The organism is Acidaminococcus fermentans (assembly GCF_009696675.1).
Taxonomy (GTDB): Bacteria; Bacillota; Negativicutes; order Acidaminococcales; family Acidaminococcaceae; genus Acidaminococcus.
Genome location: NZ_VULN01000002.1, coordinates 153,406 through 175,837, shown reverse-complemented (window position 1 = coordinate 175,837; position 22,432 = coordinate 153,406). Strand labels below are relative to the sequence as shown.

The 22,432-nt window shown below is 57.2% G+C and carries 24 protein-coding genes; 2 read left to right on the top strand and 22 right to left on the bottom strand.

All coding sequences use genetic code 11. From position 1 onward, the window contains the following. Positions 1 to 11: 11 nt before the first annotated feature. The 15 genes from trpD to FX155_RS02000 all read right to left on the bottom strand — a co-directional run bounded on the left by trpD (position 12) and on the right by FX155_RS02000 (position 15,077). Positions 12 to 1,034 carry an anthranilate phosphoribosyltransferase gene (gene trpD / locus FX155_RS02070; RefSeq protein ID WP_022487487.1) on the bottom strand — a complete coding sequence of 341 codons (1,023 nt, stop codon included), beginning with the start codon at positions 1,032 to 1,034 and terminating at the stop codon, positions 12 to 14. Further along, the gene (locus FX155_RS02065; protein WP_022487488.1) at positions 1,027 to 1,632 is read right to left on the bottom strand and encodes an anthranilate synthase component II; all 606 of its coding nucleotides are present in this window, start codon (positions 1,630 to 1,632) and stop codon (positions 1,027 to 1,029) included. The genes trpD and FX155_RS02065 overlap by 8 nt, the downstream gene beginning before the upstream one ends. Before the next feature lies 1 nt (position 1,633). Then, the gene (locus tag FX155_RS02060; protein WP_154487655.1) at positions 1,634 to 3,097 is read right to left on the bottom strand and encodes an anthranilate synthase component I family protein; all 1,464 of its coding nucleotides are present in this window, start codon (positions 3,095 to 3,097) and stop codon (positions 1,634 to 1,636) included. A 480-nt stretch (positions 3,098 to 3,577) separates the two neighbouring features. Continuing rightward, positions 3,578 to 3,868 carry a GNAT family N-acetyltransferase gene (locus FX155_RS02055; protein WP_154487653.1) on the bottom strand — a complete coding sequence of 97 codons (291 nt, stop codon included), beginning with the start codon at positions 3,866 to 3,868 and terminating at the stop codon, positions 3,578 to 3,580. A 106-nt stretch (positions 3,869 to 3,974) separates the two neighbouring features. Further along, positions 3,975 to 4,325: a hypothetical protein gene (locus FX155_RS02050; protein ID WP_154487651.1), complete on the bottom strand. Its 351-nt coding sequence runs from the start codon at positions 4,323 to 4,325 to the stop codon at positions 3,975 to 3,977. A gap of 32 nt (positions 4,326 to 4,357) precedes the next feature. Then, positions 4,358 to 4,672, bottom strand: a complete 315-nt coding sequence (locus FX155_RS02045; RefSeq protein ID WP_154487649.1) for a hypothetical protein — start codon at positions 4,670 to 4,672, stop codon at positions 4,358 to 4,360. 546 nt (positions 4,673 to 5,218) lie between these two features. Then, on the bottom strand, positions 5,219 to 5,836 hold the full coding sequence (locus FX155_RS02040) for a L,D-transpeptidase (RefSeq protein ID WP_154487647.1): 618 nt from the start codon (positions 5,834 to 5,836) through the stop codon (positions 5,219 to 5,221). A gap of 24 nt (positions 5,837 to 5,860) precedes the next feature. Continuing rightward, complete coding sequence (locus FX155_RS02035) at positions 5,861 to 6,460, bottom strand: SH3 domain-containing protein (protein WP_154487692.1); 600 nt, start codon at positions 6,458 to 6,460, stop codon at positions 5,861 to 5,863. A 19-nt stretch (positions 6,461 to 6,479) separates the two neighbouring features. Beyond that, the gene (locus FX155_RS02030) at positions 6,480 to 7,247 is read right to left on the bottom strand and encodes a double zinc ribbon domain-containing protein (RefSeq protein WP_195839600.1); all 768 of its coding nucleotides are present in this window, start codon (positions 7,245 to 7,247) and stop codon (positions 6,480 to 6,482) included. Positions 7,248 to 7,391: 144 nt separating this feature from the next. Continuing rightward, positions 7,392 to 8,507: a M20/M25/M40 family metallo-hydrolase gene (locus tag FX155_RS02025; RefSeq protein WP_154487643.1), complete on the bottom strand. Its 1,116-nt coding sequence runs from the start codon at positions 8,505 to 8,507 to the stop codon at positions 7,392 to 7,394. A gap of 37 nt (positions 8,508 to 8,544) precedes the next feature. After that, entirely contained in the window at positions 8,545 to 9,660 is a 1,116-nt protein-coding gene (locus tag FX155_RS02020; protein WP_154487641.1) for an ABC transporter permease, read from the bottom strand. Continuing rightward, positions 9,661 to 10,770 carry an ABC transporter permease gene (locus FX155_RS02015; RefSeq protein WP_154487639.1) on the bottom strand — a complete coding sequence of 370 codons (1,110 nt, stop codon included), beginning with the start codon at positions 10,768 to 10,770 and terminating at the stop codon, positions 9,661 to 9,663. Beyond that, complete coding sequence (locus FX155_RS02010; protein WP_154487637.1) at positions 10,767 to 12,518, bottom strand: ATP-binding cassette domain-containing protein; 1,752 nt, start codon at positions 12,516 to 12,518, stop codon at positions 10,767 to 10,769. The genes FX155_RS02015 and FX155_RS02010 overlap by 4 nt, the downstream gene beginning before the upstream one ends. Continuing rightward, positions 12,511 to 13,551: an efflux RND transporter periplasmic adaptor subunit gene (locus FX155_RS02005; RefSeq protein WP_154487635.1), complete on the bottom strand. Its 1,041-nt coding sequence runs from the start codon at positions 13,549 to 13,551 to the stop codon at positions 12,511 to 12,513. Before FX155_RS02005 ends, FX155_RS02010 begins: the two co-directional genes overlap by 8 nt. Beyond that, complete coding sequence (locus FX155_RS02000; RefSeq protein WP_195839599.1) at positions 13,548 to 15,077, bottom strand: efflux transporter outer membrane subunit; 1,530 nt, start codon at positions 15,075 to 15,077, stop codon at positions 13,548 to 13,550. The genes FX155_RS02005 and FX155_RS02000 overlap by 4 nt, the downstream gene beginning before the upstream one ends. A 242-nt stretch (positions 15,078 to 15,319) precedes the next feature. On the opposite strand from FX155_RS02000, the gene FX155_RS01995 reads away from it, so the two are divergent. Continuing rightward, entirely contained in the window at positions 15,320 to 15,883 is a 564-nt protein-coding gene (locus FX155_RS01995; protein ID WP_022487501.1) for a DUF3793 family protein, read from the top strand. Positions 15,884 to 15,930: 47 nt separating this feature from the next. Beyond that, the gene (locus FX155_RS01990) at positions 15,931 to 16,353 is read left to right on the top strand and encodes a flavodoxin (protein ID WP_154487631.1); all 423 of its coding nucleotides are present in this window, start codon (positions 15,931 to 15,933) and stop codon (positions 16,351 to 16,353) included. 280 nt (positions 16,354 to 16,633) lie between these two features. On the opposite strand, the gene FX155_RS01985 is transcribed toward FX155_RS01990, so the two are convergent. The 7 genes from FX155_RS01985 to rplJ form a co-directional block, all read right to left on the bottom strand. Continuing rightward, positions 16,634 to 17,089, bottom strand: a complete 456-nt coding sequence (locus tag FX155_RS01985; RefSeq protein ID WP_022487503.1) for a DUF441 domain-containing protein — start codon at positions 17,087 to 17,089, stop codon at positions 16,634 to 16,636. Between the two features lie 78 nt (positions 17,090 to 17,167). Next, positions 17,168 to 18,343 carry a M20 metallopeptidase family protein gene (locus FX155_RS01980; RefSeq protein ID WP_154487629.1) on the bottom strand — a complete coding sequence of 392 codons (1,176 nt, stop codon included), beginning with the start codon at positions 18,341 to 18,343 and terminating at the stop codon, positions 17,168 to 17,170. Positions 18,344 to 18,408: 65 nt separating this feature from the next. Beyond that, the gene (locus tag FX155_RS01975; RefSeq protein ID WP_154487627.1) at positions 18,409 to 19,260 is read right to left on the bottom strand and encodes a MetQ/NlpA family ABC transporter substrate-binding protein; all 852 of its coding nucleotides are present in this window, start codon (positions 19,258 to 19,260) and stop codon (positions 18,409 to 18,411) included. A gap of 22 nt (positions 19,261 to 19,282) precedes the next feature. After that, positions 19,283 to 19,948, bottom strand: a complete 666-nt coding sequence (locus tag FX155_RS01970; protein ID WP_022487506.1) for a methionine ABC transporter permease — start codon at positions 19,946 to 19,948, stop codon at positions 19,283 to 19,285. Beyond that, positions 19,945 to 20,970, bottom strand: a complete 1,026-nt coding sequence (locus FX155_RS01965) for a methionine ABC transporter ATP-binding protein (RefSeq protein ID WP_154487625.1) — start codon at positions 20,968 to 20,970, stop codon at positions 19,945 to 19,947. Before FX155_RS01965 ends, FX155_RS01970 begins: the two co-directional genes overlap by 4 nt. 381 nt (positions 20,971 to 21,351) lie before the next feature. Beyond that, positions 21,352 to 21,717 (bottom strand): 50S ribosomal protein L7/L12, encoded by a 366-nt coding sequence (gene rplL / locus FX155_RS01960; protein WP_012937659.1) that lies wholly within the window; start codon positions 21,715 to 21,717, stop codon positions 21,352 to 21,354. A 74-nt stretch (positions 21,718 to 21,791) separates the two neighbouring features. Then, positions 21,792 to 22,325, bottom strand: coding sequence for a 50S ribosomal protein L10 (gene rplJ, locus FX155_RS01955; RefSeq protein ID WP_022487508.1), 534 nt, complete (start codon positions 22,323 to 22,325; stop codon positions 21,792 to 21,794). Between the last annotated feature and the right edge of the window lie 107 nt (positions 22,326 to 22,432).

Below are 22,432 nucleotides of genomic sequence, written 5' to 3'. Positions count from 1 at the left end.
GCACCTTCCGTTTATTCGTTGCTGACTTTGATGACTTTTTCTAGGGCGGCCAGGGCCTTGCCGCTGTCAATGAGTTCCGCCGCCAGTTTCACCCCGTCAGCGATGGTGTCCGCCTTCCCGGCCACGAACAGGCCGGCCCCGGCATTCATGAGCACCGCATTCCGTTTGGTGCCCTGGAGCTTCCCGGAGAGGATGTCCCGGGTGATCCGGGCATTTTCTTCCGGGGTCCCTCCCACCAGGTCTTCTTTCTTCCCGGGAACCAGACCGAAATCTTCCGGCCGGATCACCGAAGACCGGTAGTACCCGTCCCGGAGCTCACAGATGGTGGTGGGCCCGTTGGGAGAGATTTCGTCCAGTTTTTCCTGGCCGTAGGCCACCAGGCCCCGTTTCACCCCCAGGGAACACAGCACCTTGGCCAAAGGTTCCACCAGGTAGCCGTCATAGACCCCCAGGAGGAACATTTCCGGTTTGGCCGGGTTGGTAAGGGGCCCCAGGATATTGAACACGGTCCGGAACCCCAGTTCCTTCCGGATGGGCCCCACATACTTCATGGCTGCATGGTATTTCTGGGCAAACAGGAAGCAGAAGTTGGTCTCCTCCAGCATTTTCAGAGCCAGGGCCGGATCCTGCTGGATGTTCACCCCCAGGGCTTCCAGACAGTCCGCGGTGCCGCACAGGGAAGAAGCGGCCCGGTTCCCGTGTTTGGCCACCTTCACCCCGCCGGCGGCCAGTACCATGGCGGAGGTGGTGGAAATGTTGAAGGAATGGGCTCCGTCCCCGCCGGTGCCCACGATTTCCATCACTTCCATCCCGGGATGGGGGACGGGAGTGGCCAGGGACCGCATGGCTTCCGCACAGCCGGTGATTTCGTCGATGGTTTCCGCCTTGGCGCTTTTGGTGGAAAGAGCCGCCAGGAACGCTGCATTCTGGGTGGGAGTGGTCTTGCCTCCCATGATCTCCAGCATCACTTCCTTGGCTTCGTTGTAGGTCAGGTCTCCTTTGTTGACCAGTTTGATGATGGCTTCTTTAATCATGATCTATGCCTCCTGCTTGCTGCTTGGTGATTTTCAGATCCAGGAAATTCCGGATGATGGTCATGCCTTCCGGGGTCAGGATGGATTCCGGATGGAACTGGAGTCCGTAAATGGGATAGTCCCGATGTTCCACCGCCATCACTTCCCCGTCTTCCGTAGTGGCCGTTGCCTTCAGGACTTCCGGCAGGTTATCCGGGTCGATGGCCAGGGAATGGTACCGCCCCACCAGGATCTGTTCCGGCAGGCCCTTGAACAGGGGGGAAGTCCGGTCCAGGGTCACCGTGGACTGCTTCCCGTGCATCAGCTGCCGGGCGTAGGTAACGGTGCCTCCGAACACTTCTCCGATGGCCTGATGGCCCAGGCACACCCCCAGGATGGGGAATTCCCCTTTCAGTTCCCGGAGAGCCGGTTCGCAGACCCCTGCATCGCAGGGCCGGCCGGGCCCGGGAGACAGGATCAGGTGGTCCGGCTGGAGCTTCCGGATCCCTTCCACCGTAATGGCATCGTTCCGGATCACCTGGATGTCCGGGTTCAGGGTGCCCATATATTGATACAGATTGTAGGTAAAGCTGTCGTAGTTGTCGATGATCAGTTCCATGTTACGCCTCCGTGGTTGCTTCCAAAGCCTGCCGTACGGCCGCTGCCTTGTTGATGGTTTCCATGAATTCGTCCTCCACCTTGGAGTCGGCCACAATACCGCTGCCGGTCTGGAAGGAAACGGTGTCCCCGTATTTCACAGCGGTGCGGATCACAATGCAGATGTCCATGTTCCCGGCAAAATCCAGGTATCCCATGCCCCCGCCGTAGGGTCCCCGCCGTTCCGGTTCCAGTCCATCCAGGATCTCACAGGCCCGGACTTTGGGAGCCCCGGAAAGGGTCCCGGCCGGGAAGGCGGCACACAGGGTGTCGATGGCATCCTTCCCTTCCTTCAGAGTACCGGTGACCCGGGTGGTCATGTGCATCACATGGGAGAACTTTTTCACCAGCAGATGATCATGGACTTTTACGGACCCGAATTCCGCCACCTTGCCCACATCGTTCCGGGCCAGGTCCACCAGCATATTGTGTTCCGCCAGTTCCTTGGGGTCCGTCTGCATGTCCCGTTCCAGGGCTTTGTCCTCCTCTTCGGTCCGGCCTCTCCGCCGGGTGCCCGCAATGGGCATGGAGGTGATTTCCCGGTCCTGGACCTTGATCAGGGTTTCCGGAGAAGAACCGGCGATTTCCAGATTGTCGTTCTTCAGCAGCACCATGTACTGGGAAGGGTTGGTGGTCCGGAGGATCCGGTACATGTTGAACAGATCCTGGTCGTAGGAAGCGGAGAACCGCTGGGAATACACCGCCTGGAAAATATCCCCCTGCCGGATGTGTTCTTTGATCTTCTCCACATTTTCTCCATAGGTCGCTTTGTCCTGATTGCTGGTGATGGGCCCCAGATGAGCCGGTGTGAAGGCCGGCGGCGCCACCGGCTGCCGGACCAGGGCTTCCATGGCATCCAGGTTCTTCTGGGCCTTGGCGTAGTTCCCTTCCAGGTCATCGGTCTTGATGTTCACGATCAGGTACATTTTCTGGAGCACCCGGTCGAAGGCGATCACCTTGTCGAAGAGCATCAGGTCGAAATCCGGGAAGGCCGTGGCCTTGGCCGGGTCGAAATGGAGGCTGGGTTCACAGTACTGGAAAAAGTCGTAGGAGAAATACCCTACGAACCCGCCGGTAAAAGGAGGCAGCCCGGGGATTTTGGGGACCCGGTAGGCCTTCAGGATGGACCGGAGGGCCTCCAGGGGCCGGTTGGGATCTACCGGGATCCGGCTGCCGGCAAATTCCACCTGGGCGTTCCGGTCCTTGGCCCGGAGCCGGACAACAGGGTCGAAGCCGATGAAGGAATACCGGCCAGCCTGGTCGTTCTGTTCCAGGCTTTCCAACAGGAAATACCGGCTGCTTTCCTTCCGCACCAGGCTCACCAGGCCGATGGGAGTGGCGGTATCCGCCAGGATTTCCCGGACCACAGGCACCGCCGCATATCCCTGGGCCAGGGCTTTGCTTTCTTCCAGACTCTGTTGTTTCATGACTGTTCCTCCTTACTGATAAAAGAAAAAGACATCCAGGTTGGATATTCCACCTGGATGCCTGTTCCTGCAAGTCACTGTCTCTGCAATAAAAAAACACCTGTCCTCCTACAAGGACAGGTGTCATAACCTGCGGTACCACCCTGTAATGGAGCCAAAGCTCCACACCTCAAGCAGAATGCCAACACATTCCTCACCGGTAACGTCGGTGCTGCGTCGCGGGATACTTTCCGAAGATTTCATCGCGCCCTCAGTGGTCCATTTGTCAGACTGCCACGGTCCGGCTCTCAGCTTCCCGGACTCTCTGTGCGCACATTTTCTGGCGTTATCTCCACCTCAAAGGTTTTTGGTTCTTATTGAATTGATGGTTGTATAGTAGCACTGGAGAAACAGCTTGTCAAATATTTTTTCTGAAAAAGTTTAAATTGTTCACTTCTGTATCTCTTTTAACAGTTTCTGGGACTTTTGTTTCTGTACACTCTACTCTTTTTCATACACATCTGCAAATTCCGGTTTCCGGTCGAACTGGACCCGGGCATAGGAACACTGGGGGATGATCTTCACCCCGGCTTCCCGGGCCATGTCCGCCACCGCCCGGACCAGTTTCCCGGCCAGGCCCTGGCCTCCGTACTGGGGATCCACAATGGTGTGTTCCAGGGTCCAAACCCCGGGACGGATCACCCCATAGGTGCATTTTCCGATTTCCACGGCCCCGTCATACAGGGCCGCCCGGAAGTTTTCCGGTTCCTTTACAAGACGAATGGTGTCCATGAATTTCTCCTTTCAAGGCCTGGCCGCTGAAGCAGCCAGGCCGGTCAACGGTCAACGGCCGATGGAAGAAAACTGCCTTGGCAGTTTTCTCTGAATAACAAGACCCTCACAAATATTTCAAGGCCAAGTATATGAGCAAAGCAATATAAACCCGCAGCATATACGATTTCACTTTCCTTTGGGTCTTGCTTTCCAGATTTTTGCTTTCGGTCCAGCCCAAAATCAAAAAAATAACAACGACTGCCCGAATGAGATAATGATAAACGGTTTCCAGCTCTTCCAGATTTCTTAAAACAGCAGAAAACGGTGAAAGATAAAAAGCCAGAAGCAGTTCAGCCAGCCCCAACAGCCCAAACATCACCCGCCAGGCTGTTGCTGTTTTTCTCTCTGCAGCCTCCCATATGACATAGTAAAACGTCCGGAAAGCCCCCAGAAGGAAAAAAATGCTCATGATCATGGTTTATCTGCCTTTCTGGAACTTTTACTGAATCAGTCGGTACGGGCAGTGGCTTTTAAGTTTTTGCAGCCAATGACCATATGGTCTCCTGAATTGAACAGGATATCCATTTTGATTTTATCGTTTTGCCGTTTGGTGGTTACACTGAAAATATAGGTTCCTCTTCCCCAAGGTTCCCGGCAGCTCATGAGAAAAGCATACAGTCCTTGGGCTTCTACTGCCACCCTGGTATGAGGATTGGCCAGTTGGATCACCAAATTGGCCCGTTTGTTCCCGTACTCCAAATTGACGGACAGGATTTCCCCATCATGGAAGTTCAGTTCACCCCAATCACCGTCATTTTCCATTTCTCTCCCTTTCAAGCGGACTAACCGGGCGGAATCGCTGCGCAACCCTTGGTCCGCACCTATGGCACCTGTCACATCCCCGATGATAGTCCGTAGGGGCGGTTCAAGGCTTTTGCAAGCAAAATGTCGACAAAGCCGCCCGTCCACGCCGGTTCACCGCAAAAGGATGCCAGATGCCAGGCATCTGCCTTTGAACGTATTGACCCCCTGGGCGGCCGGGATGGGCTCGCCCCGGCGAGCCCTTACAACGTTGGGGTCAAGGACCAACGGAAAATCAGAGAAACGGGGTTTCCGAAAAATCCGTTTCTGGGACCGTTGGTATCCAACATTCGATTCCAACGGCGTAGGGGCGTGCCAAAGGCCCGCCCTTCCCGGCCTGCGGTTTTCTATATTCCCAGGAACCCGCCCGGCGGGTTTCTTCCATTGGCTAGAGGCTAGTGACCATCGACTGCCAGCCCGTACCAGCTGCGGGCTCCCCGGCGTGGAGCCCCTACGGCACCGCAATGAATCATTGGATTCTGACATCCAACGGCCGCTGACAGCCTTTTACTCTTCCACCGTCACCTTGGTCCCCACTTTCACACAGGCCTTCAGCTTTTCCAGATCTTCATTGTTCATCCGGATGCAGCCTTCGGAGGCCCGGGTGCCGATGGAGGCCGGGTCGTGGGTGCCATGGATGCCGATGCCGTCCCATTTTCCCTGGCTCAGGCTCCGGGTGTCCAGGCTGATGAACCAGGGCCCGTAGGCGTGCTGGATCACCCCTTTGCCGTCGTGGAAATCATGGGACCAGTTGGAGGCATCGATGATTTCATCCACCGGGAAGGTTCCCTCCGGGGTCTTCATGTCCCCGCTCACCTGCTTCTGCCCGGGATTCTTCCCCAGGGCCACCGGCCATTGGGCCACCGGTTCCCCGTGGTCCAGAAGGAACAGGGTGAATTCTCCTTTTTTGACCAGGATGGAGTAGTCATGGGGTTCCGGGGTCTGGCGCACATCCCCGGTAACAGCCGGTGCCGCCGGAGTTTCCTCTGCTTCTTCCGCCGGCTGTCCGCCCCGGCAGCCTTTGATGGCGAACCCCGCTGCCAGCAGCAGGACCAGGATGAAAAAGACGCCCCAGGCCGGTCCCTTCCATCTCCGTTTTTGGTACGCGTCATGATATTTTCCCATGGTCCCCTCCTTTCCGGAAGCCGGTTACAAACGCCGGCAGAACTGGACCGAAACGTACCCGGTCTGGCCGTTGTCCCGTTTCACCCGGTACCAGTTGTCCTTCCGTCCGGTGATCTCCACCTTTTCTCCTTCATCGAAATAGTCCACAATATCCGTATTGGTTCCGGCACCCGCCCGGAGACGCACGTCGGTACCGGTGATCTTTCCGAAGGATTTGTCCGTCTTTTTCCCGTCCGCGGCTTTCTGGTCAGCCCCTTCCGCCTTGGGCTGGGTCTTGGGAGCCGAAGTTCCCGGTTTCTTTTCTTCCTGGGTCACCGCCGGTTTGGTATCGGACCCGGCATCCTTCTGCCTGGCAAAGAAGATTCCTGCCCCGGCCGCCGCCAGCATCAGGAGGATCACCAGGGCAATCCATTTGCCCCGGCCGCTTTTGTGGGGCAGATCTTCCCGGGGCTGGAAAGTCTCAAAGGAAGCCTTCTGGGGCTGGGGTGCCGGCTGGGTTGCTCCCTTTTCCTGCTGGTCCGGCTGAGCCGGGGCCGCCGACTGCTCCACCGGCGTGCCGCAGACCGGACAAAATTTTTCCTCTTCCGTCAGCTGATTCCCGCAATGGGCACAAAATTTCGCCATGGGTTACGCCTCCTGCCCCTCAGTCCGCATCCTGGTCATTGATCTTGGTGGATTTGATCTGGACACTGATCAGGGTGGGACTCTTCTGTTTCACGATACCCACGCATTTCCCCTTCACATTGACGAAATCCCCGATTTTCAGATCATTGACGATGCTGGCCCGTTTGGCCGGCACATCCACCAGCACCTGATAGGTCTTGCCGCCGTTTTTCCGGCTTTCCAGGGTAATGCTGTAATTCTGGGAATTGTTGAACTGCCCCTTCCATTTTACCTTACCGGAAACCTGGACGGTCTTGTCCTTGTATTTTTTATCTCCGGAACTCTGGTCCCGGATATAGTCATCCACGATTTCACCGGATTTCACCTGGATGGGTTTGCTGCCGCCCCCAAAGACGAAGAACAGTCCCAGGACCACCACAAGTACCCCGATGATGGCCAGGATCTTCTTTTTCTTTCCGTTACCCTCCGGAGGCATCCGGAAGTTCTGGAAGCCCTGGTTCCCGCCGCCTCCCTGGCCGCCGGAAACCGGTTCCGCCACCACTACTTTGGAAGTTTCTTCCTGAGCTGGCTGTACGGATTCAGCCGGCTTTTCATCTCCGGCACCCTTTTCCTCCGGCTTTGTTTCCTTCAGCCGGGTACCGCATTCGGTGCAGAAATCATTGGCCGCCGGGTTCATATGACCGCATTTGGGGCATTTCACCACCGGATCCTGTTTGGCGCCGCACTGGACGCAGAACAGGGCATCGTCCGCCAGTTCGCAGCCGCACTGTTTGCATTTCTTGGACATAACCATTCCCCTTCCGTATAAGGAAACCATCCCCAACTCCCGGTTTCCCGCAGTTTTCTTTATGATTCTTATTATACGCAGAAAATTGGGAATAGGAAAGGGGGCTGTTGCGTGCGCAACAGCCCCTTTCCCTGTCAGCAGCTCTTACATCTCCCAAATAAACGCCGCCAGCTGCTTCAGGCCCGGTTCCAGGCTGGTCATGTCCAGTTCTTCCTGGAGGGTGTGGGCCCCTTTGCCCAGGCTGATGCCGAAGGCGATGGCCGGGATGTTCCGACTGAGAGGAATGTTGGCATCAGTACTGCTGGCACTGAACACCGTTTTCAGGCCTTCCCGTTTCCGGATGGCGGTGATCCGGTCATGGATTTCATGGTGCTGCACCCCTTCGCTGCAGGGCCGCTCTCCCAGAAGCAGGGTCTCCACCTTTACCTTGTCCGTGGTGTGGGCCTTCAGGATGGCCTGGAAGGCGGCATCCAGCTTTTCCAGTTCGGAATGGGATACGGACCGCAGGTCCACGGTGAATTCCACTTCCGCAGCAATAGAGTTGATGGTGGTGCCTCCCTGGATGGTCCCCACATTGTAGGTGGTCCGGGGATCTTTGGGCACCTGGAGGCTGTAGAAATCCCGGATGATTCCCGCGGCTTCGTTGATGGCGTTGGCTGCCCCGAAAGCCGCATAGCTGTGGCCCCCGGCCGTGACCACATGGACCGCGTACCGCCGGGACCCTACGGCCAGGTTCACGAACCGGTCGCTGTTCCCGTCCACGGCCATGAAATAGCTGAGCCGGTCTCCGAAGGCATCAGTAAGGGCCCGGCTCCCTTTCAGGTTCCCCAGCCCTTCTTCGCCCACATTGAAGGCGAACACCGCCGGCGTCCGGAGCTTCAGTGTCAGCATCATCCGGATCAGGAACAGCAGGGCAGCCACGTCAGAACTGTTGTCCCCGCAGGAAGGGGCCTTCAGGATGTGGCCGTCGATGTCCGGAGTGATCTTGTCCACTCCCGCAAACACCGTATCCATATGGGCAGTGTACAAAGGGAACTTGTCCACTCCTTCAATGCAGTGGGGATAGATCACATTGCCGGCTTCATCCCGGTATGCGCCTTCCGCCCCCATGGCTTCCAATTGTTCCAGGATCCACTGGGCCTTCCTGTCCTCTTCTCCTGTGGGAGAAGGGATGGTGATCACATCATACAGGGTCTGGAGGTATTCCGGCATCCGGTTGTGGATATAGTCCTCCACCATTTTGCGCAGCACGTCATTCATGGGCATGGCTCCTTTCGTATTCGACTCTTCCCTTATTCTACCCCAAATTCTTCCGGAATAAAACCGCTGCCAGCCAGAGGGTCAGGACGGCCACTATGGCCATGGGCAACAGATCCGGGGCAATGGTGCCAAGGCCGGCTCCTTCAAAATAAATCCGGCGGATGGCATCCAGGGCAAACCGGAGAGGATCCCCGTAGGTGAGAATCTGGAGGAACTGGGGCATGTTCCGCACCGGGGTAGCCACCCCGCTCAAAAGGGCATTGGGGATCAGATACACATAGGTGTACACCTGGACCTGCTGCATGGAGCTGCACACGGAAGAAATACTCAGCCCGATGCCGGTGGAACTGAGGAAATAGACCAGCAGCACCAGGTACAGGGTCAGGTAGGATCCTTCAAAAGGCACCTGGAACCAGAACAGATCCAGCAGCAAGAGCAGGGTCCCCTGCATCAGCCCCACCAGCACCGGAGGGAAGGCCTTCCCGATCAGCAGCACCAGAGGGGAAGCCGGAGTCACCAGCAGCTGTTCGAAGGTCCCTTCCTCCCGTTCCCGGGCCACGGACATCCCGGCCAGGAGTATCACCTGGGAAAAGCTCATGAGCCCCAGGATCCCGGGAGCAAAATACCACAGGGTCAGCTGGTTGGGGTTGAACCAGGTCCGGGTTTCCACGGAAAGGGGCGGTTTCTGGCCGGTCCGGGCTTCCAGCCACTGCTGGACCACCCGGGAGGTGTAGGCGGAAGCCAGACTGGCGGTCATGGTATTCCGGCCATCGGTGATTACCTGGAGGGGGGCTTTTTCTCCCTGGGCCAGTTTCTCTTCAAAATCAGAGGGAATGGCCAGCACCACCATGGCTTCCTCCCGGTCGATGGGTCCCTGGATCTGAGAAGAATTCTGCAGATCCGCCACCCGATAAAAGAAATGGGTGCCGTCCAGGGTGGCCAGCAAAGAGGTGGATGCTTCCGAATGGCTCTGGTCCAATACCGCATAGGAAACATTTTCCACGTTGAACGTAGCGGTGTAGCCAAAGACCACCCCCAATACCAGGGTAGGGATCACCAGCACGTAGCGGAAGGCCTTGTCCTTCCAGATGGCCAGCAGTTCCTTCCGGCAGATGAACCGGACCTGCTGACAGAAAAGCTGCCAGGCATTCATTCACTCCACCTTCTTTCGAATGGCTCTCAGGGCCAGACCCACAAACAGGGCCATGAAGAAAATCAGGAACCCGGTCTGGGGCAGGATCACCGGCCAGAGATCACCGGCCAAGAGCAAGGTTTTCAATACAACCAGATAATGTTTGAAAGGCAGCACTTCCCCAATCCACTGGACCCATTGGGGCGTGGCCCGTAGGTCGAACAGGAACCCAGACAGCATGATGCTGGGCAGGAAGCTGACCAGGAGAGCCATCTGGATGGCCATGAACTGGGCTTTGGTCACCACGGAAATCAGCATCCCCATACCCAGGGCCGTCAGGAGATACAGGATGGACATCAGGATCACCAGGGACAGAGATCCCACCAAAGGCACCTGGAACAGGAACCGGGACAGGACCAGACAGATCAGGACACCCAGCATGGCAATGCAGAAATAGGGGATCATCTTGGCCACGATGATTTCCCCTTTTTTTACCGGGGTTACAAACAGGGATTCAAAGGTCCCCCGTTCGTATTCCCGGGCCATGACCCCGGCGGTAAGCAGCACCCCCACAAGGGTCACGATCATCAGGATCAGCCCGGGCAAAAAGTACCAGGTGCTTTCATGGGCATCATTGAACCAGAGCCGGGATTCCAGTTCCACGGCTCCCACGCCCCGGCTGGCCATCTGGCGGGCGGACCACTGGGCCGCCGCCGTTTCCACATAGCTCTGGATGCTCATGGCAGTGGTGGTGTCCGTGCCGTACAGCAGCAGCTGGATCCGTCCGTCCCCCTGATGGAGCTGGCGGCTGAAATCCGGCGGTACCCGGAGGATGGCGTCGATCTTCCGCTGTTCCATGGCCCGGAGCGCCTGATTCATGCTGGTCATGTAGGTAGGTCGGAAGTATTCCGACCCATCCACGAAATCCACCACCTGCTGGGCTTCCGGAGACGCATCTTCCAGCACCACCCCGATGGGGGCGTGCTTCACATCCAGGCTGATGCCGTAGCCGATCACCAGGATCAGGATGATGGGCAGCAGGATGCCCAGGGCCAGGCTGGAGTTGTCCCGGAGCACCTCCCGGAACTCCTTCACCGTCAGAGCCCGGATCCGGCGCAGATTGTCTTTCATTGGGCTGCCTCCTCTCCCCTGGCCCGGGACTGGTTCACAATGTCGATGAACATGGAATCCATATTGGCTCCCGGTTTATGGAGTTTTTCCCGGATCTCGTCTGTGGAACCGATGATCAGCATCTTCCCGTGGTCCTGGATCATGATCCGGTCGCAGTACTCGGATTCTTCCATAAAGTGGGTGGTGATGATGATGGTGGTCCCTTTGCAGGACAGATCCGTGATTTCCCGCCAGAACATCCGCCGGGCCAGAGGATCGATGCCGCTGGTGGGTTCGTCCAGGAACAGGATCTCCGGCTCCTGGAGCAGGGCACAGGCCATGGACAGCCGCTGTTTGTAGCCTCCCGGCAGGTCCCCGGCATTGTGGGATTCCGTCCCGGTGAGCTGGAATTCCTCCAGCACCGTGCGGATCCGTTCCTGGAGCTTCTTCCGGGGCAGTCCGTACATGCCTCCGTAGAACTGGAGATTTTCCAGTACGCTGAGCTTGGTGTACAGGGCAAATTTCTGGGACACGTAGCCAATCTTGGCCCGGGCCTCCGTCCGGGCGGTCCGCAGGTTCTCCCCGGCCACGCTGAGCTTGCCGCCGGTGGCGGGGATCAGGCCGCAGAGCATCCGGAAGGTGGTGGTCTTCCCGGCCCCGTTGGGCCCCAGAAGGCCGAACACCTCTCCTTTGTGGACCTGGAAGGAAGTATGGGAAACCGCGGTGAAATCCCCGAACTTCTTCACCAGGTCCTTCACTTCGATGCTCACTTCATTCTGGGAAGGACGGGGCGGGATCTTGTCCAGAGGAGCCAGGGGGATCCGGGTCTTTTCCAGATCCGCCGCCTGGTGGAGAAGGATCATGAACCCGTCTTCCAGCCGGGGTTCCACCGCCCGGGGGGTCAGGCTCCACCGCTCCAGGGTGGGGATGGGTTCCCCGGGCCGGGCGGCAATGTACCGGACGGTACCGCTTTCCGGCACCGCATCGATGATCTGTTCCGTGTCATCCAGCAGGGATCCCTGGAGCACCCGGTAGGGCAGTTCTTCCGGCGGGTCCACTTCGAAGCATTTTCCCGCCGCCACCTGGCTCAGTTCCTGGGGAGTCCCTTCAAACAGCATCTGGCCCAGGTTCAGCACATACACATGGTCGCACATGGCCGCCTCGTTCATGTAGGCGGTGCATACAATGACGCTGAGGTTTTCTTCCCGGACCATCTGCTTAATGATGATCCACAACTCGTCACGGCTGAGAGGGTCCACCCCTACGGTAGGTTCGTCCAGGATCAGCAGATCCGGAGAACGTACCAGGGTGCAGGCCAGTCCCAGTTTCTGCTTCATGCCCCCGGACAGCTTCCCGGCCAGCCGTCCGGTAAAGGGAGCCAGTCCGGTCATATCCAGCAGTTTGGCAAAACGGTCCTTCCGGGTATCCTGGGGGATCCCGTGAAGGTCCGCATACAGATCCAGGTTCTCCTGGATGGTCAGGTCTTCATAAAGGCCGAATTTCTGGGGCATGTAGCTGATCCGGGACTGGATTTCCTCCGCCCCGGCCACTGAATCCAGCCCCAGCACCTTCAGGCTCCCGCCGGTGGGGTCCATGAGCCCGCAGATCAGCCGCATGGTGGTGGTCTTCCCGGCCCCGTCCGGACCGATGAGGGCGGTCATTTTCCCTTTTTCCGCCCGGAAGTCGATGCCTTGGAGAGCATGGGTCTTTCCCTGCTTGTCATCAAAGAGTTTGTCCAGCTTTTCAGCCTGGACCACCCATTCAGTCATGGCTCTGCTCCGTGTCGATCTGCACCGTGGCGGGCATTCCCATCCGCAGCACATTGTCAGGATCGGTTACATAGACCCGGACTTCGTACAGCAGGGAGGTACGCAGTTCCGTGGTCTGGACCGTTTTGGGGGTGAATTCTGCCGTAGAGGAAATATAGCCAATCTGGCCTTCGATGGGATCCTTGGGATGGCTGTCCGTATAAATCTTCGCCTTCATCCCTTCATAGATCCGGCCCAGATCCTTTTCGCTTACATAGACCCGGACCCATTTCTTTTCATTGAGGGACAGCTTGAACACCGGTTTCTGAGGAGAAGCCATATCCCCCACTTCCAGCAGCCGGGACCGGATGACCCCGTCTGCCGGTGCCTTGAGTTCCGCCTGGCTCAGCAGGTAGTCCACGTGTTTGGCGTCTTCCTGGAGGGCTTTCAGCTGGGCTTCCCCGCTGGCCACATCTTCATCCCGGGGGCCAGCCTGGGCTTTTTCATATTCCTGCCGGGCCGCTTCCGCCTGGGCCGCCGTTACATCCACCTTGGTCCGGGCCGCATCCCGGTCCTGTTTGCTGACGGATTTTCCATTGGAAGAGGCAAAGGCGTTCTCCACCCGGGCCAGATCCTGCCGGGCCTGGTCCGCCTGGGCTGCCGCCTCATCGGCTTTGGCCCGGGCCGCTTCCAGATCTTCCGCCCGGGTGCCGTTGTGGAGTTTGTCCACCACGCTCTGCTGGGCAGCGATCTGGGCCTGGAGCTTGCTCTTCTTGATTTTCAGTTCATCGGTATCCAACCGGGCCAGTACCTGGCCCTTGGTGACCTTGTCTCCTTCTTCCACCATTTCTTCCGCGATCCGGTCGCTTTCCCGGAAGGCCACGGATACTTCCCGCACATCCACGTTCCCGTAGAGGGTCAGCTGCCGGGCCGCCTTCTGCACCTGATACCGGTGGTAGCCGTAGGAGCCCCCGCCGATGAGCAGGGCTGCCGCTGCCACCAGGGCCGCCAGTTTCTTTTTGTCCTGTAAAAGGTTTTCCCAAAATGCCATCATTTATCCTTCCCTTCTGCCCTGCTGATTTCCGCCTGTTCCGCATCAGAAAGAGGCTGCCAGCCGCCGCCCAGTGCCTTGTACAGGTGGATCAGGTCCGCCAGTTCCTGGCCCCGGCTGCGGTTTTCCTGCCGTTTCATGGTAAGCAGGGTCCGTTCGCTGTCCAATACCGGCTGATAATCGCTGAGTCCCGCCTGGAAACGGTTTTCCGCCAGGTCGAAAGCCCCCTGGGCATTGTCCACCCCGGCGGTGAGCTTGTCTTTCCGTTCCTTTTCCTGGACGATACCGGTCATGGCATCCTGGACTTCCCCGGCCGCCTTCAGCACCGTGTTTTCATACTGGGCCTGGTATTCTTTGGCCCGGGCATCCTGCAGCTTCACATTCTGCCGCAGCTGTCCCCCATGGAACAGGGGGAAGGTGAAGGAAGGCGCAATGGCAAAGGAGTGGGCGCCGGAACCGAACAGATTCCCGCCCCCCAGGGTGATGAGCCCCAGGAACCCGTCCAGGGTGAACCGGGGCTTCAGTTCCGCCCGTGCCTCTTTGGTCCGGGCGATCTGGGCTTCCAGCCGCTCTTCCGCCGCCCGGATATCCGGCCGCTGGCGCATCAGGTTGGCGGGAATGGCATGATACAGTTCCGGATCGATTTCCGGCAGATCTTCCGGTTCCAACAGGTCATTGAGCTGGCCCGGTTCCGTCCCGGTAAGGATGGACAGCCGGGTAAGGGTCTCCTGGATGGACTGCCGGGTCCGGGGGATCTCCGCCCGGGTATTCTGTTCCTGGGTCCGCATGGCTTCCAGAGGATAGCCGCTGATCAGCCCCGCATTGTAATTGGTCTGGAGCAGATCTGCTTTTTCCCCTTCCAGGGCTGCATGCCGTTCCAACAGGTCCAGATCCTGCTGGAGGGTCCGGAGAGATACATAGTTGAGGGCTGTTTCCGCACTGAGGGTCACCCAGGTGCTGTACAGGGCTGCATGCTGGGCTGCCAGGTTGTGGGCGGCGCTCTGCTTCTTGGCTTTCAGCCGGCCGAAGAAGTCCGGTTCCCAGGAAGCATCGATGCCCAGCCCGGCTACGGAAGAATTCCGGTTGGGCGGGTTGATCATCCCCGGATAGGGACTCATATCGCTGATTTTGTCGTTGACCCCCTGAGGGGCTTCATACCGTCCGTAGGTGCCTCCCACATTCAGCCAGGGCAGAGCTTCTCCCTTGCTGATCCCCAACTGGGCCCGTGCTTCTTCCACCCGGGCCTGGGCCGCCTGGAGATCCCGGTTGTTTTTCAGAGAAAGTTCGATCAGGGCGTCCAGTTTGGGGTCCTGGAAGGTCTTCCACCAGTCCGCCAGCTGTTCCTCACTGAGCCTGGCCTCCGGCGTGGCCTTGTCATAAGCTGCCGGTTGCTTCTGGGCCAGTTCTGTCCAGGAGGGCATCTTCACCGCCTTGGGCTGGGGATCCTTCTTCCCGGCCAGGGCCGGCTGCATCATCCCCGGTGCCAGGGTCAGGGACAGCCCCACCACCACAGGTTTCCACCATTTCATGGTCATCGCTCCCATCTGTACCAGTAAAATAATTATTCGTTTGATTAATTATACCCTCATTATAGCCCAAAACCGGTCCGGTGGCAAGATGGAGAAAAAAAATGGTTGCACAAAACAGAGGGATTTGTTATACTTCGTTTAGTTAGTAATTGCTAACTATTTTGGCTGGTATTTTTCGAAGTACAGCCATTTTTCTTTGGTTATTAATTAGTCATAGCTAACTTATTCAAGGAGGCTCCACTATGACCATCACCCTGGAAACAGAACTGGTGCGCCAGTGCGCGCCCACCCTGGCCGGTCTCAAAGCCGCCAGTCTGTTCCGCTTCGTTTTCCGTCCCGGAGACAGCCCTTTCGCCCAGATCGGGGAAATCCAGCGCAGCCTGGAACCCAAACAAATCCGTCTGGAAGTCCTGAGCTATGACTGCATCCGGAAAAGTGCCCTCCTGTATGTGTACCGCCCCCACCGGCTCAGCATCCTTCTCCAGGATCCGGAAAGCAGTTCCTTCCTGAAACGCCAGGGCTATGAGGGCTCCACCTGTCAGGAGATCCTGGACCAGATGGCCCTGCGCCTGGCACGGCGGGACCCCTTCCCTCATGAAATCGGCATCCTGCTGGACTATCCTCTGGAAGATGTGAAAGCCTACATGGCCTCCCCCCGGGACAAAGGCGTTTGTTCCGGGTGCTGGAAGGCCTACGGAAACCGGGAACGGGCCGCCTGTTATTTTGCCAAATGCCAGAAATGCACCCGGATCTACTGGCGCTGCTACTGCGCCGGCACTCCCCTCAGCAGGCTGGCGGTGGCTTAAATAAAATGTTTGTCAGCCGGCGTGGCCGGCGGAAAGGATGGATTACAATGAGCAAAATCGCAGTGGTATTCTGGAGCGGGACCGGCAACACAGAAACCATGGCCAAGGCCGTGGAGGACGGTGCCAAAGGCAAAGGAGCTGAAGTGGTGGAATACAATGCTTCCGCCTTTTCCGCCGGGGAAGTGGCCAATTTCGACGCCATCGCCTTCGGCTGCCCGGCCATGGGAGCGGAAGTCCTGGAAGAAGGGGAATTCCAGCCCATGTGGGATGAAGTGAAAGGCAGCCTGAAAGGCAAGAAAATCGCCCTGTTCGGCTCCTACGGCTGGGGCACCGGAGAATGGATGGACAGCTGGAAAGCCGACGCGGAAGCCGAAGGCGCCGTGCTGGCCGCTGATCCGGTAATCGCCAACAACGCCCCGGATGACGATGCCCTGAATCAGTGCAAAGGACTGGGCGATGCACTGGCGTAAAAAGAGGTGGTGTTGCACATTGCGTGCAACACCACCCTTAGCTGTAGAGCCGCATAGCGGCTCAAGTCTGGAGTCGGAAGTCTGGAGCCGAAGGTTAAATTTGTAGGCAAATTTTTTGAATGTGTAGAACCTTTGGACGAAATGATCTCTCAAATTGATTGCGATTCTGTTTCTACAGAATCAAAAGGATCCGTCCAGCTAGACGGATCCTGTCCTGAGGCTTCCGACTGCAGACTCCCGACTTCCGACTAAGGGGCTGTTGCGCATGCAACAGCCCCTTTCAATGAAACACCATTCCCAACACTTTCATTACACAGTACAAAATCCCGCTGGCGATCATGGGACCTACGGGGACGCCTTTGAAGAGGATGACGCCGATGATGGTGCCGATCAGCATGGCGGCCACCACCTGAGGATCCGCCCCCATCAGTTCCACCCCCCAGCGGCCCAATAAGGCCACCAGGGCACCGATGACCAGAGAGGCCATGCCCAGAGGTGTCTTGAACACTCCCAGGGTTTCCGCCAGACCGATTTTCCCGGTAGCGATGGGCACCATCAGCGCTGCCATCAGCAGCATGACCCCCCAGTTCACCCCGTGGCCGCCGAAATAGAGCAGTTTCTCCTCCGGCAGGAACAGCTTCAGCAAGACCAGGAGGCCGGCGGCATAAGATACCGTCAGATTATGGGCCAGATAGCCCAGGACAATCAGAAAGCCAAGGATCAGATAAGGCTGCATATACCTACTTCCCTTCCGTAATCAACAAATAAGAGGCTGGGCAGAACGCCACAGTCTCTTTATTTTACCCTACTTATCCTATTTCTTCAATTCCTCCTCCCACTCCAATACATACTGGACAAAATATTCCACACCCAGTCCCAGGGCTTTTTCGTCGATGTCGAAGTAGGGGCTGTGCTGAGGATACCGGCGGTCTTCTTCCGGGAAGCCGCCGCCCAACAGCAGCAGGCATTTGGGATTGTAGTACTTGGCGAAGTCTTCGCCTCCCATCTGGAGTTCCCAGTCCACCAGCTTGTCCGGGTCGAAGACTTTGGCGCAGGCCCTCCGGCCCGTATCCACACAGGCCTTGTCGTTGATCATGGGCGGAGGCCCGAAATGATACACCGTCCGCAGGGTGGCCCGGGTGGCAGTGCCCACGCCCTGGGCCACCCGTTCCAGGATCCCGGGATAGGCTTCCCGGAGTTCCTTGCTGAAGGTCCGGGCAGTGCCGGAGAGCTGGACTTCTCCCGGGATCACATTGCTGGTGGTGCCCCCCTGGAACCGGGTGACACTGAGTACCGCCGGTTCCAGAGGATTCACTTCCCGGCTCACCACGGACTGGAGGGCGGTAACGAATTCCGCTCCGGCCACAATGGGATCGATGGTCTGATGAGGCAGGGCCCCGTGGCCTCCCTTCCCTTCCACTGTTACATCAAAGGTATCCGCGGCACTCATGACAGGCCCATACCGGAGGGAAGCCCAGCCCGCAGGGATCTTGCTCCAGATATGGAGGGCGATCAGCCGGTCGCATTCCTTCACCAGAGGTTCTTCCTTCATGTAGGCGGCCCCGCTGTTGGCGATTTCTTCTTCTGCCGGCTGGAACAGGAACCGGACGGTCACCGTCAGCTGGTCCTTCAGGGCCGCCAGGATCCTGGCCGTCCCCAGCAGGATGGTAATGTGGGTATCATGGCCGCAGGCATGCATGGTCCCCGGGTTCCGGGATTTGTATTCCGCTTCTCTCAGTTCCGTAATGGGCAGGGCATCGATGTCCGCCCGGATCCCGATAATCCGGTCCGAAGCATGGGGCCCCTTCAAAGTAGCGATCACCCCGGAATGGCAGGATTCCACATAGGGGATCCCCAGTTCATCCAGATAGGCTTCAATGGCTTTCTGGGTCTGGAATTCCTTCCAGGACCGTTCCGGATTTTCGTGGAAATGGCGGCGCAGCCGGACCAGTTCCGGCTGGAGGGCTGCCACCTGTTCTTTTACATCCATGGCAAAGTCTCCTTTTCAGCAGGAAACCCCATCAGCCTGGGCCTCCGGGGTTTGTCTGCACCTGTTTATTTCTTGGCATTGGGGTCGAACCACAGACCCTTGTTGTTTTTCTTCATGTATTCCTGGAATTCCGCGGACTTGTAAGCGTCGGCAATATCCTTGGCCCACTGGGCGTCCTTGTTCTTGTCCTGGACAACCAGCTGGAGCAGCAGGTGCGGCAGGATATCTTCCTTCATCAGAGCGGTGGAAGGATCGATCTTGGCGTTGTAGATGATGGCACCGGTGATCACAATGTAGGAGAAGTCATTCCGGACAGCCGGGATGTTCAGAGATTTCATTTCGGTGAATTTCAGGTGATGGGGATTTTCAATGATATCCTGCTGGGTCACCGTGGACAGATCCTTCTTGGGATCCAGTTTGATCCAGCCGGCCTTCTGGAGCAGGGCATAGGCCCGGGAGGTGTTGGAGGCATCGTTGGGGACGGCCACCGTATCCCCGTCAGCCACCTGATCCAGGCTGCTCTTGGATCCGGCGAAGATTCCGGCCGGAACCGTGGGGATGGGGGTGATGGCCGCCAGATGGCCGTTCTGTTTCTTGTTGAAGTTTTCCATATAAGCGGTGTGCTGTTCCACGTTGAAGTCCACTTCCCCTTCGTTCAGGGCGATGTCCGCCTGGAGCAGGTCGGACATGTCCTTGCCCACAAACTTGTAGCCTTTCTTTTCCAGGATGGGCTTTACCCCTTTTTCAAACAGATCGGAATAAGGACCCTGGGATTTGCTGTACTTCAGTTCCTTTTTGGTGGAAGCCCCTTTGTCGGCGCTTTTGCCGGAATCGCTGCCGCAGCCTGCCACCAGGGCGGTGGTCATCACCGCTGCCAATCCGATTACCAGCCATTTTTTCAGTTTGCTTGTGTTCATGATGTTACCCCCTCAAAATTTGTTATCCATGATTTCTGGTTTTATACGCAAAGTGGTTGCCCACGGTCTGGATGATCTGGACGAAGACAATCAGTACCACCACCGTAAACAGCATCAGCGGCGTGTTCATCCGTTCATACCCGTAGGTCAGGGCCAGGTCCCCTACGCCCCCGGCCCCGATGGCACCGGCCATGGCCGTGGCGCCGATCAGCCCGATGGTGCCGGTGGTAATGGACAGGATCAAAGATCCCTTGGCCTCCGGCAGCAGGAAGTACCAGACGATTTCAAAATAGGAGGCCCCCATGGACTGGGCGGCTTCCACAATGCCCCGGTTCACATCCAGGATGGAGTTCTCGAACAGCCGGGTGAGATAGGGCGTGATGAAGACGATCAGCGGAATCAGCGCCGCGGTGGTGCCGATCCGGGTCCCCACAATGGCCTTGGTCAGGGGCATGATGAAAACCATCAGGATAATGAAAGGAACGCTCCGGATGATGTTGATGATGGTGTTCAGCACCAGATAAATGGGCCGGTTCTTCAGGATCCCGTTGTCGTTGGTCAGCACCAGGATCATGGCCAGGATAATGGCCAGTATGGAGCCCACCAGAAGGGAAACGAACACCATGTACAATGTCTGTTCCGCGCTCAGGATCAGCTGGGACGCGGGAACACCCAATTGGTCGATCATGACAGGCTCACCTCCTTCCACAGAATGCCCTGCTGGGTCAGGTATGCCTCACTCCGGGCAATTTTGTCTCCTTCATCCATGCACTGGAGGATGAACAGGCCCAGGGCGGTTTGCTGGAGTTCTGTCACCGTAGCGAAAACGATGTTGGTTTTCAGACCGAACCGGTCATTAAGTACGGAGATGTCTCCTTCCGAGGCCTGGCGGCCCAGGAAACGGAGTTTCAGCAGCTTGAAGGGACGGGGATCCTTTTTCAGATCTGCCTGGATGCTTTCCGGGATGGTGTCCGGGATGACCGTCCGGACGAACTTCCGGGTAATCTCCTGCTGGGGATTGCTGAATACTTCCAGCACGGACCCCTGTTCCACCACCCGGCCGTGTTCCATGACAGCCACCTTGTTGCACAGCTGCTGGATCACCTGGATCTGATGGGTGACGAACAGGATGGTGATCTTCAGTTCCTTGTTGATCCGCCGGAGCAACTGGAGGATCTGTTCCGTGGTTTCCGGATCCAGGGCGCTGGTGGCTTCATCGCAAAGGAGGATGCTGGGGTTGGTGGCCAGAGCCCGGGCAATGCCCACCCGCTGTTTCTGTCCCCCGGACAGCTGGATGGGATAGGACCCGGCCTTGTCTTCCAGTCCCACGAACTGGAGCAGGGTCTTTACCGTCCGGTCCAGCTGCACCGGCTCCGTGTGGTTCAGCCGCAGGGGAATGGCCACATTTTCGTAGACGGTCCGGGAATCCAGCAGATTGAACTGCTGGAAGATCATGCCGATCTTTTTCCGTACCTTCCGCAGCTCATTGTGGGACAACTGGTCTATGACCTGTCCTTCGATCTCCACATGGCCTTCCGTGGGAGTCTCCAGGGCATTCACCATCCGCAGCAGGGTGGATTTTCCTGCCCCGCTGAAACCGATGACTCCGAAGATATCTCCCTTTTCCACTTCCAGGTTCACATGCTGGAGAGCCTGTACAGCCCCGCTGCCGATCTTGAAAGTTTTGCTGATATCCTGAAACTTGATCAAATCCAACACCTCTTGGTCTGTGTAAACAAAAAGGGCCATCGTCTCAACAGAGACGATGGCCCGTGGTTCCACTCTGATTCACCGGCATCCAAAGGCCGGCCTTTGCAGCAGGGATAACGGCTGCTGACCCGGGGCGCTCTACTGGAAATTCGAGGCCCAGCTCACGGAGGCATTCCCCAAGGTTCCCGCCGCCCGGCTCTCAGCTGCCGCCGGACTCTCTGTGGGCCTTCCCCAAAGGTACTGGTTCCGCTCATTGCTTTTTTCAATATGATAATATCCTACTATGCAGGGGGTATTTTGTCAAGAGGAAATGTAATCTTTTTTCGAACAGTAAAAAAGGACTGCCCCAGAGGGACAGTCCTTTTGAAATACCAGCAGAAATTATTTCAGTTCTACGGTAGCGCCAGCTTCTTCCAGTTTGGCTTTCATGGCTTCAGCGTCAGCTTTGGCAACATGTTCTTTGATGGCGTTGGGAGCAGCATCAACGGCAGCTTTGGCTTCTTTCAGGCCCAGGCCGGTCAGTTCCCGAACAACTTTGATTACGTTGATCTTGCTGGCACCAGCATCTTTCAGAACAACGTCGAATTCGGTCTTTTCAGCAGCGGCAGCGCCGGCAGCAGGAGCAGCAGCTACGGCAACAGGAGCAGCAGCGCTAACACCGAACTTGTCTTCCATGGCTTTAACCAGGTCGGCCAGTTCCAGAACAGTCATATTTTCAATGGCTTCCATGATTTGATCTTTATCCATTTTTCATACCTCCAAAATTTTTAATGAAATGGGTAATGGTTTTCATCAGGCTGCAGAATCAGCCTGTTTTCCGATTAAGCAGATTCCTGCTCTTTCTTTTGCCGTACGGCTTCCAGGGTATACACAAAGTTGCGAATGGTCCCCTGCAGTACGTTGACCAGCCCGGAAATGGGGGCCTGCATGCTGCCAACCAGTTTGGCCAGCAGTTCGTCTCTGGAAGGCAGTTCTGCCAGAGCCTTGACTTCGTCCAGGGCGATTACTTTACCGTCCAGGATACCGGCTTTGATTTCCAGAGCTTTGTGGTCCTTGCTGAAATCGTTCAGGATCTTGGCAGGAGCCACAGGGTCTTCAGCGGAGAAGGCCACGGCGGTATTGTGTTCCAGATAGGAATCCAGTCCTTCAACACCAGCTTCTTTGGCGGCAATGCGGATAAAGGTGTTCTTGGCAACCATGTACTTCACACCGGCTTCACGCATTTTGCTTCTCAGTTCGGTATCTTCAGCCACGGTGAGACCGCAGTAGTCAACCAGAACAGCACCTTTGGAACTGGACAGCAGATCTTTCAGTTCTGCCACTTTACCAGCTTTTTCAGGTCTAATGTCATGCATCAGTAGTACACCTCCTTGCGTCAGTTTTTTATTAATCAATGAAAAGACCTCTCGGCGGGTCAGCCGGAGGTCATGTTTATCAACACTCCGACCTAGGCAGGTGGAAA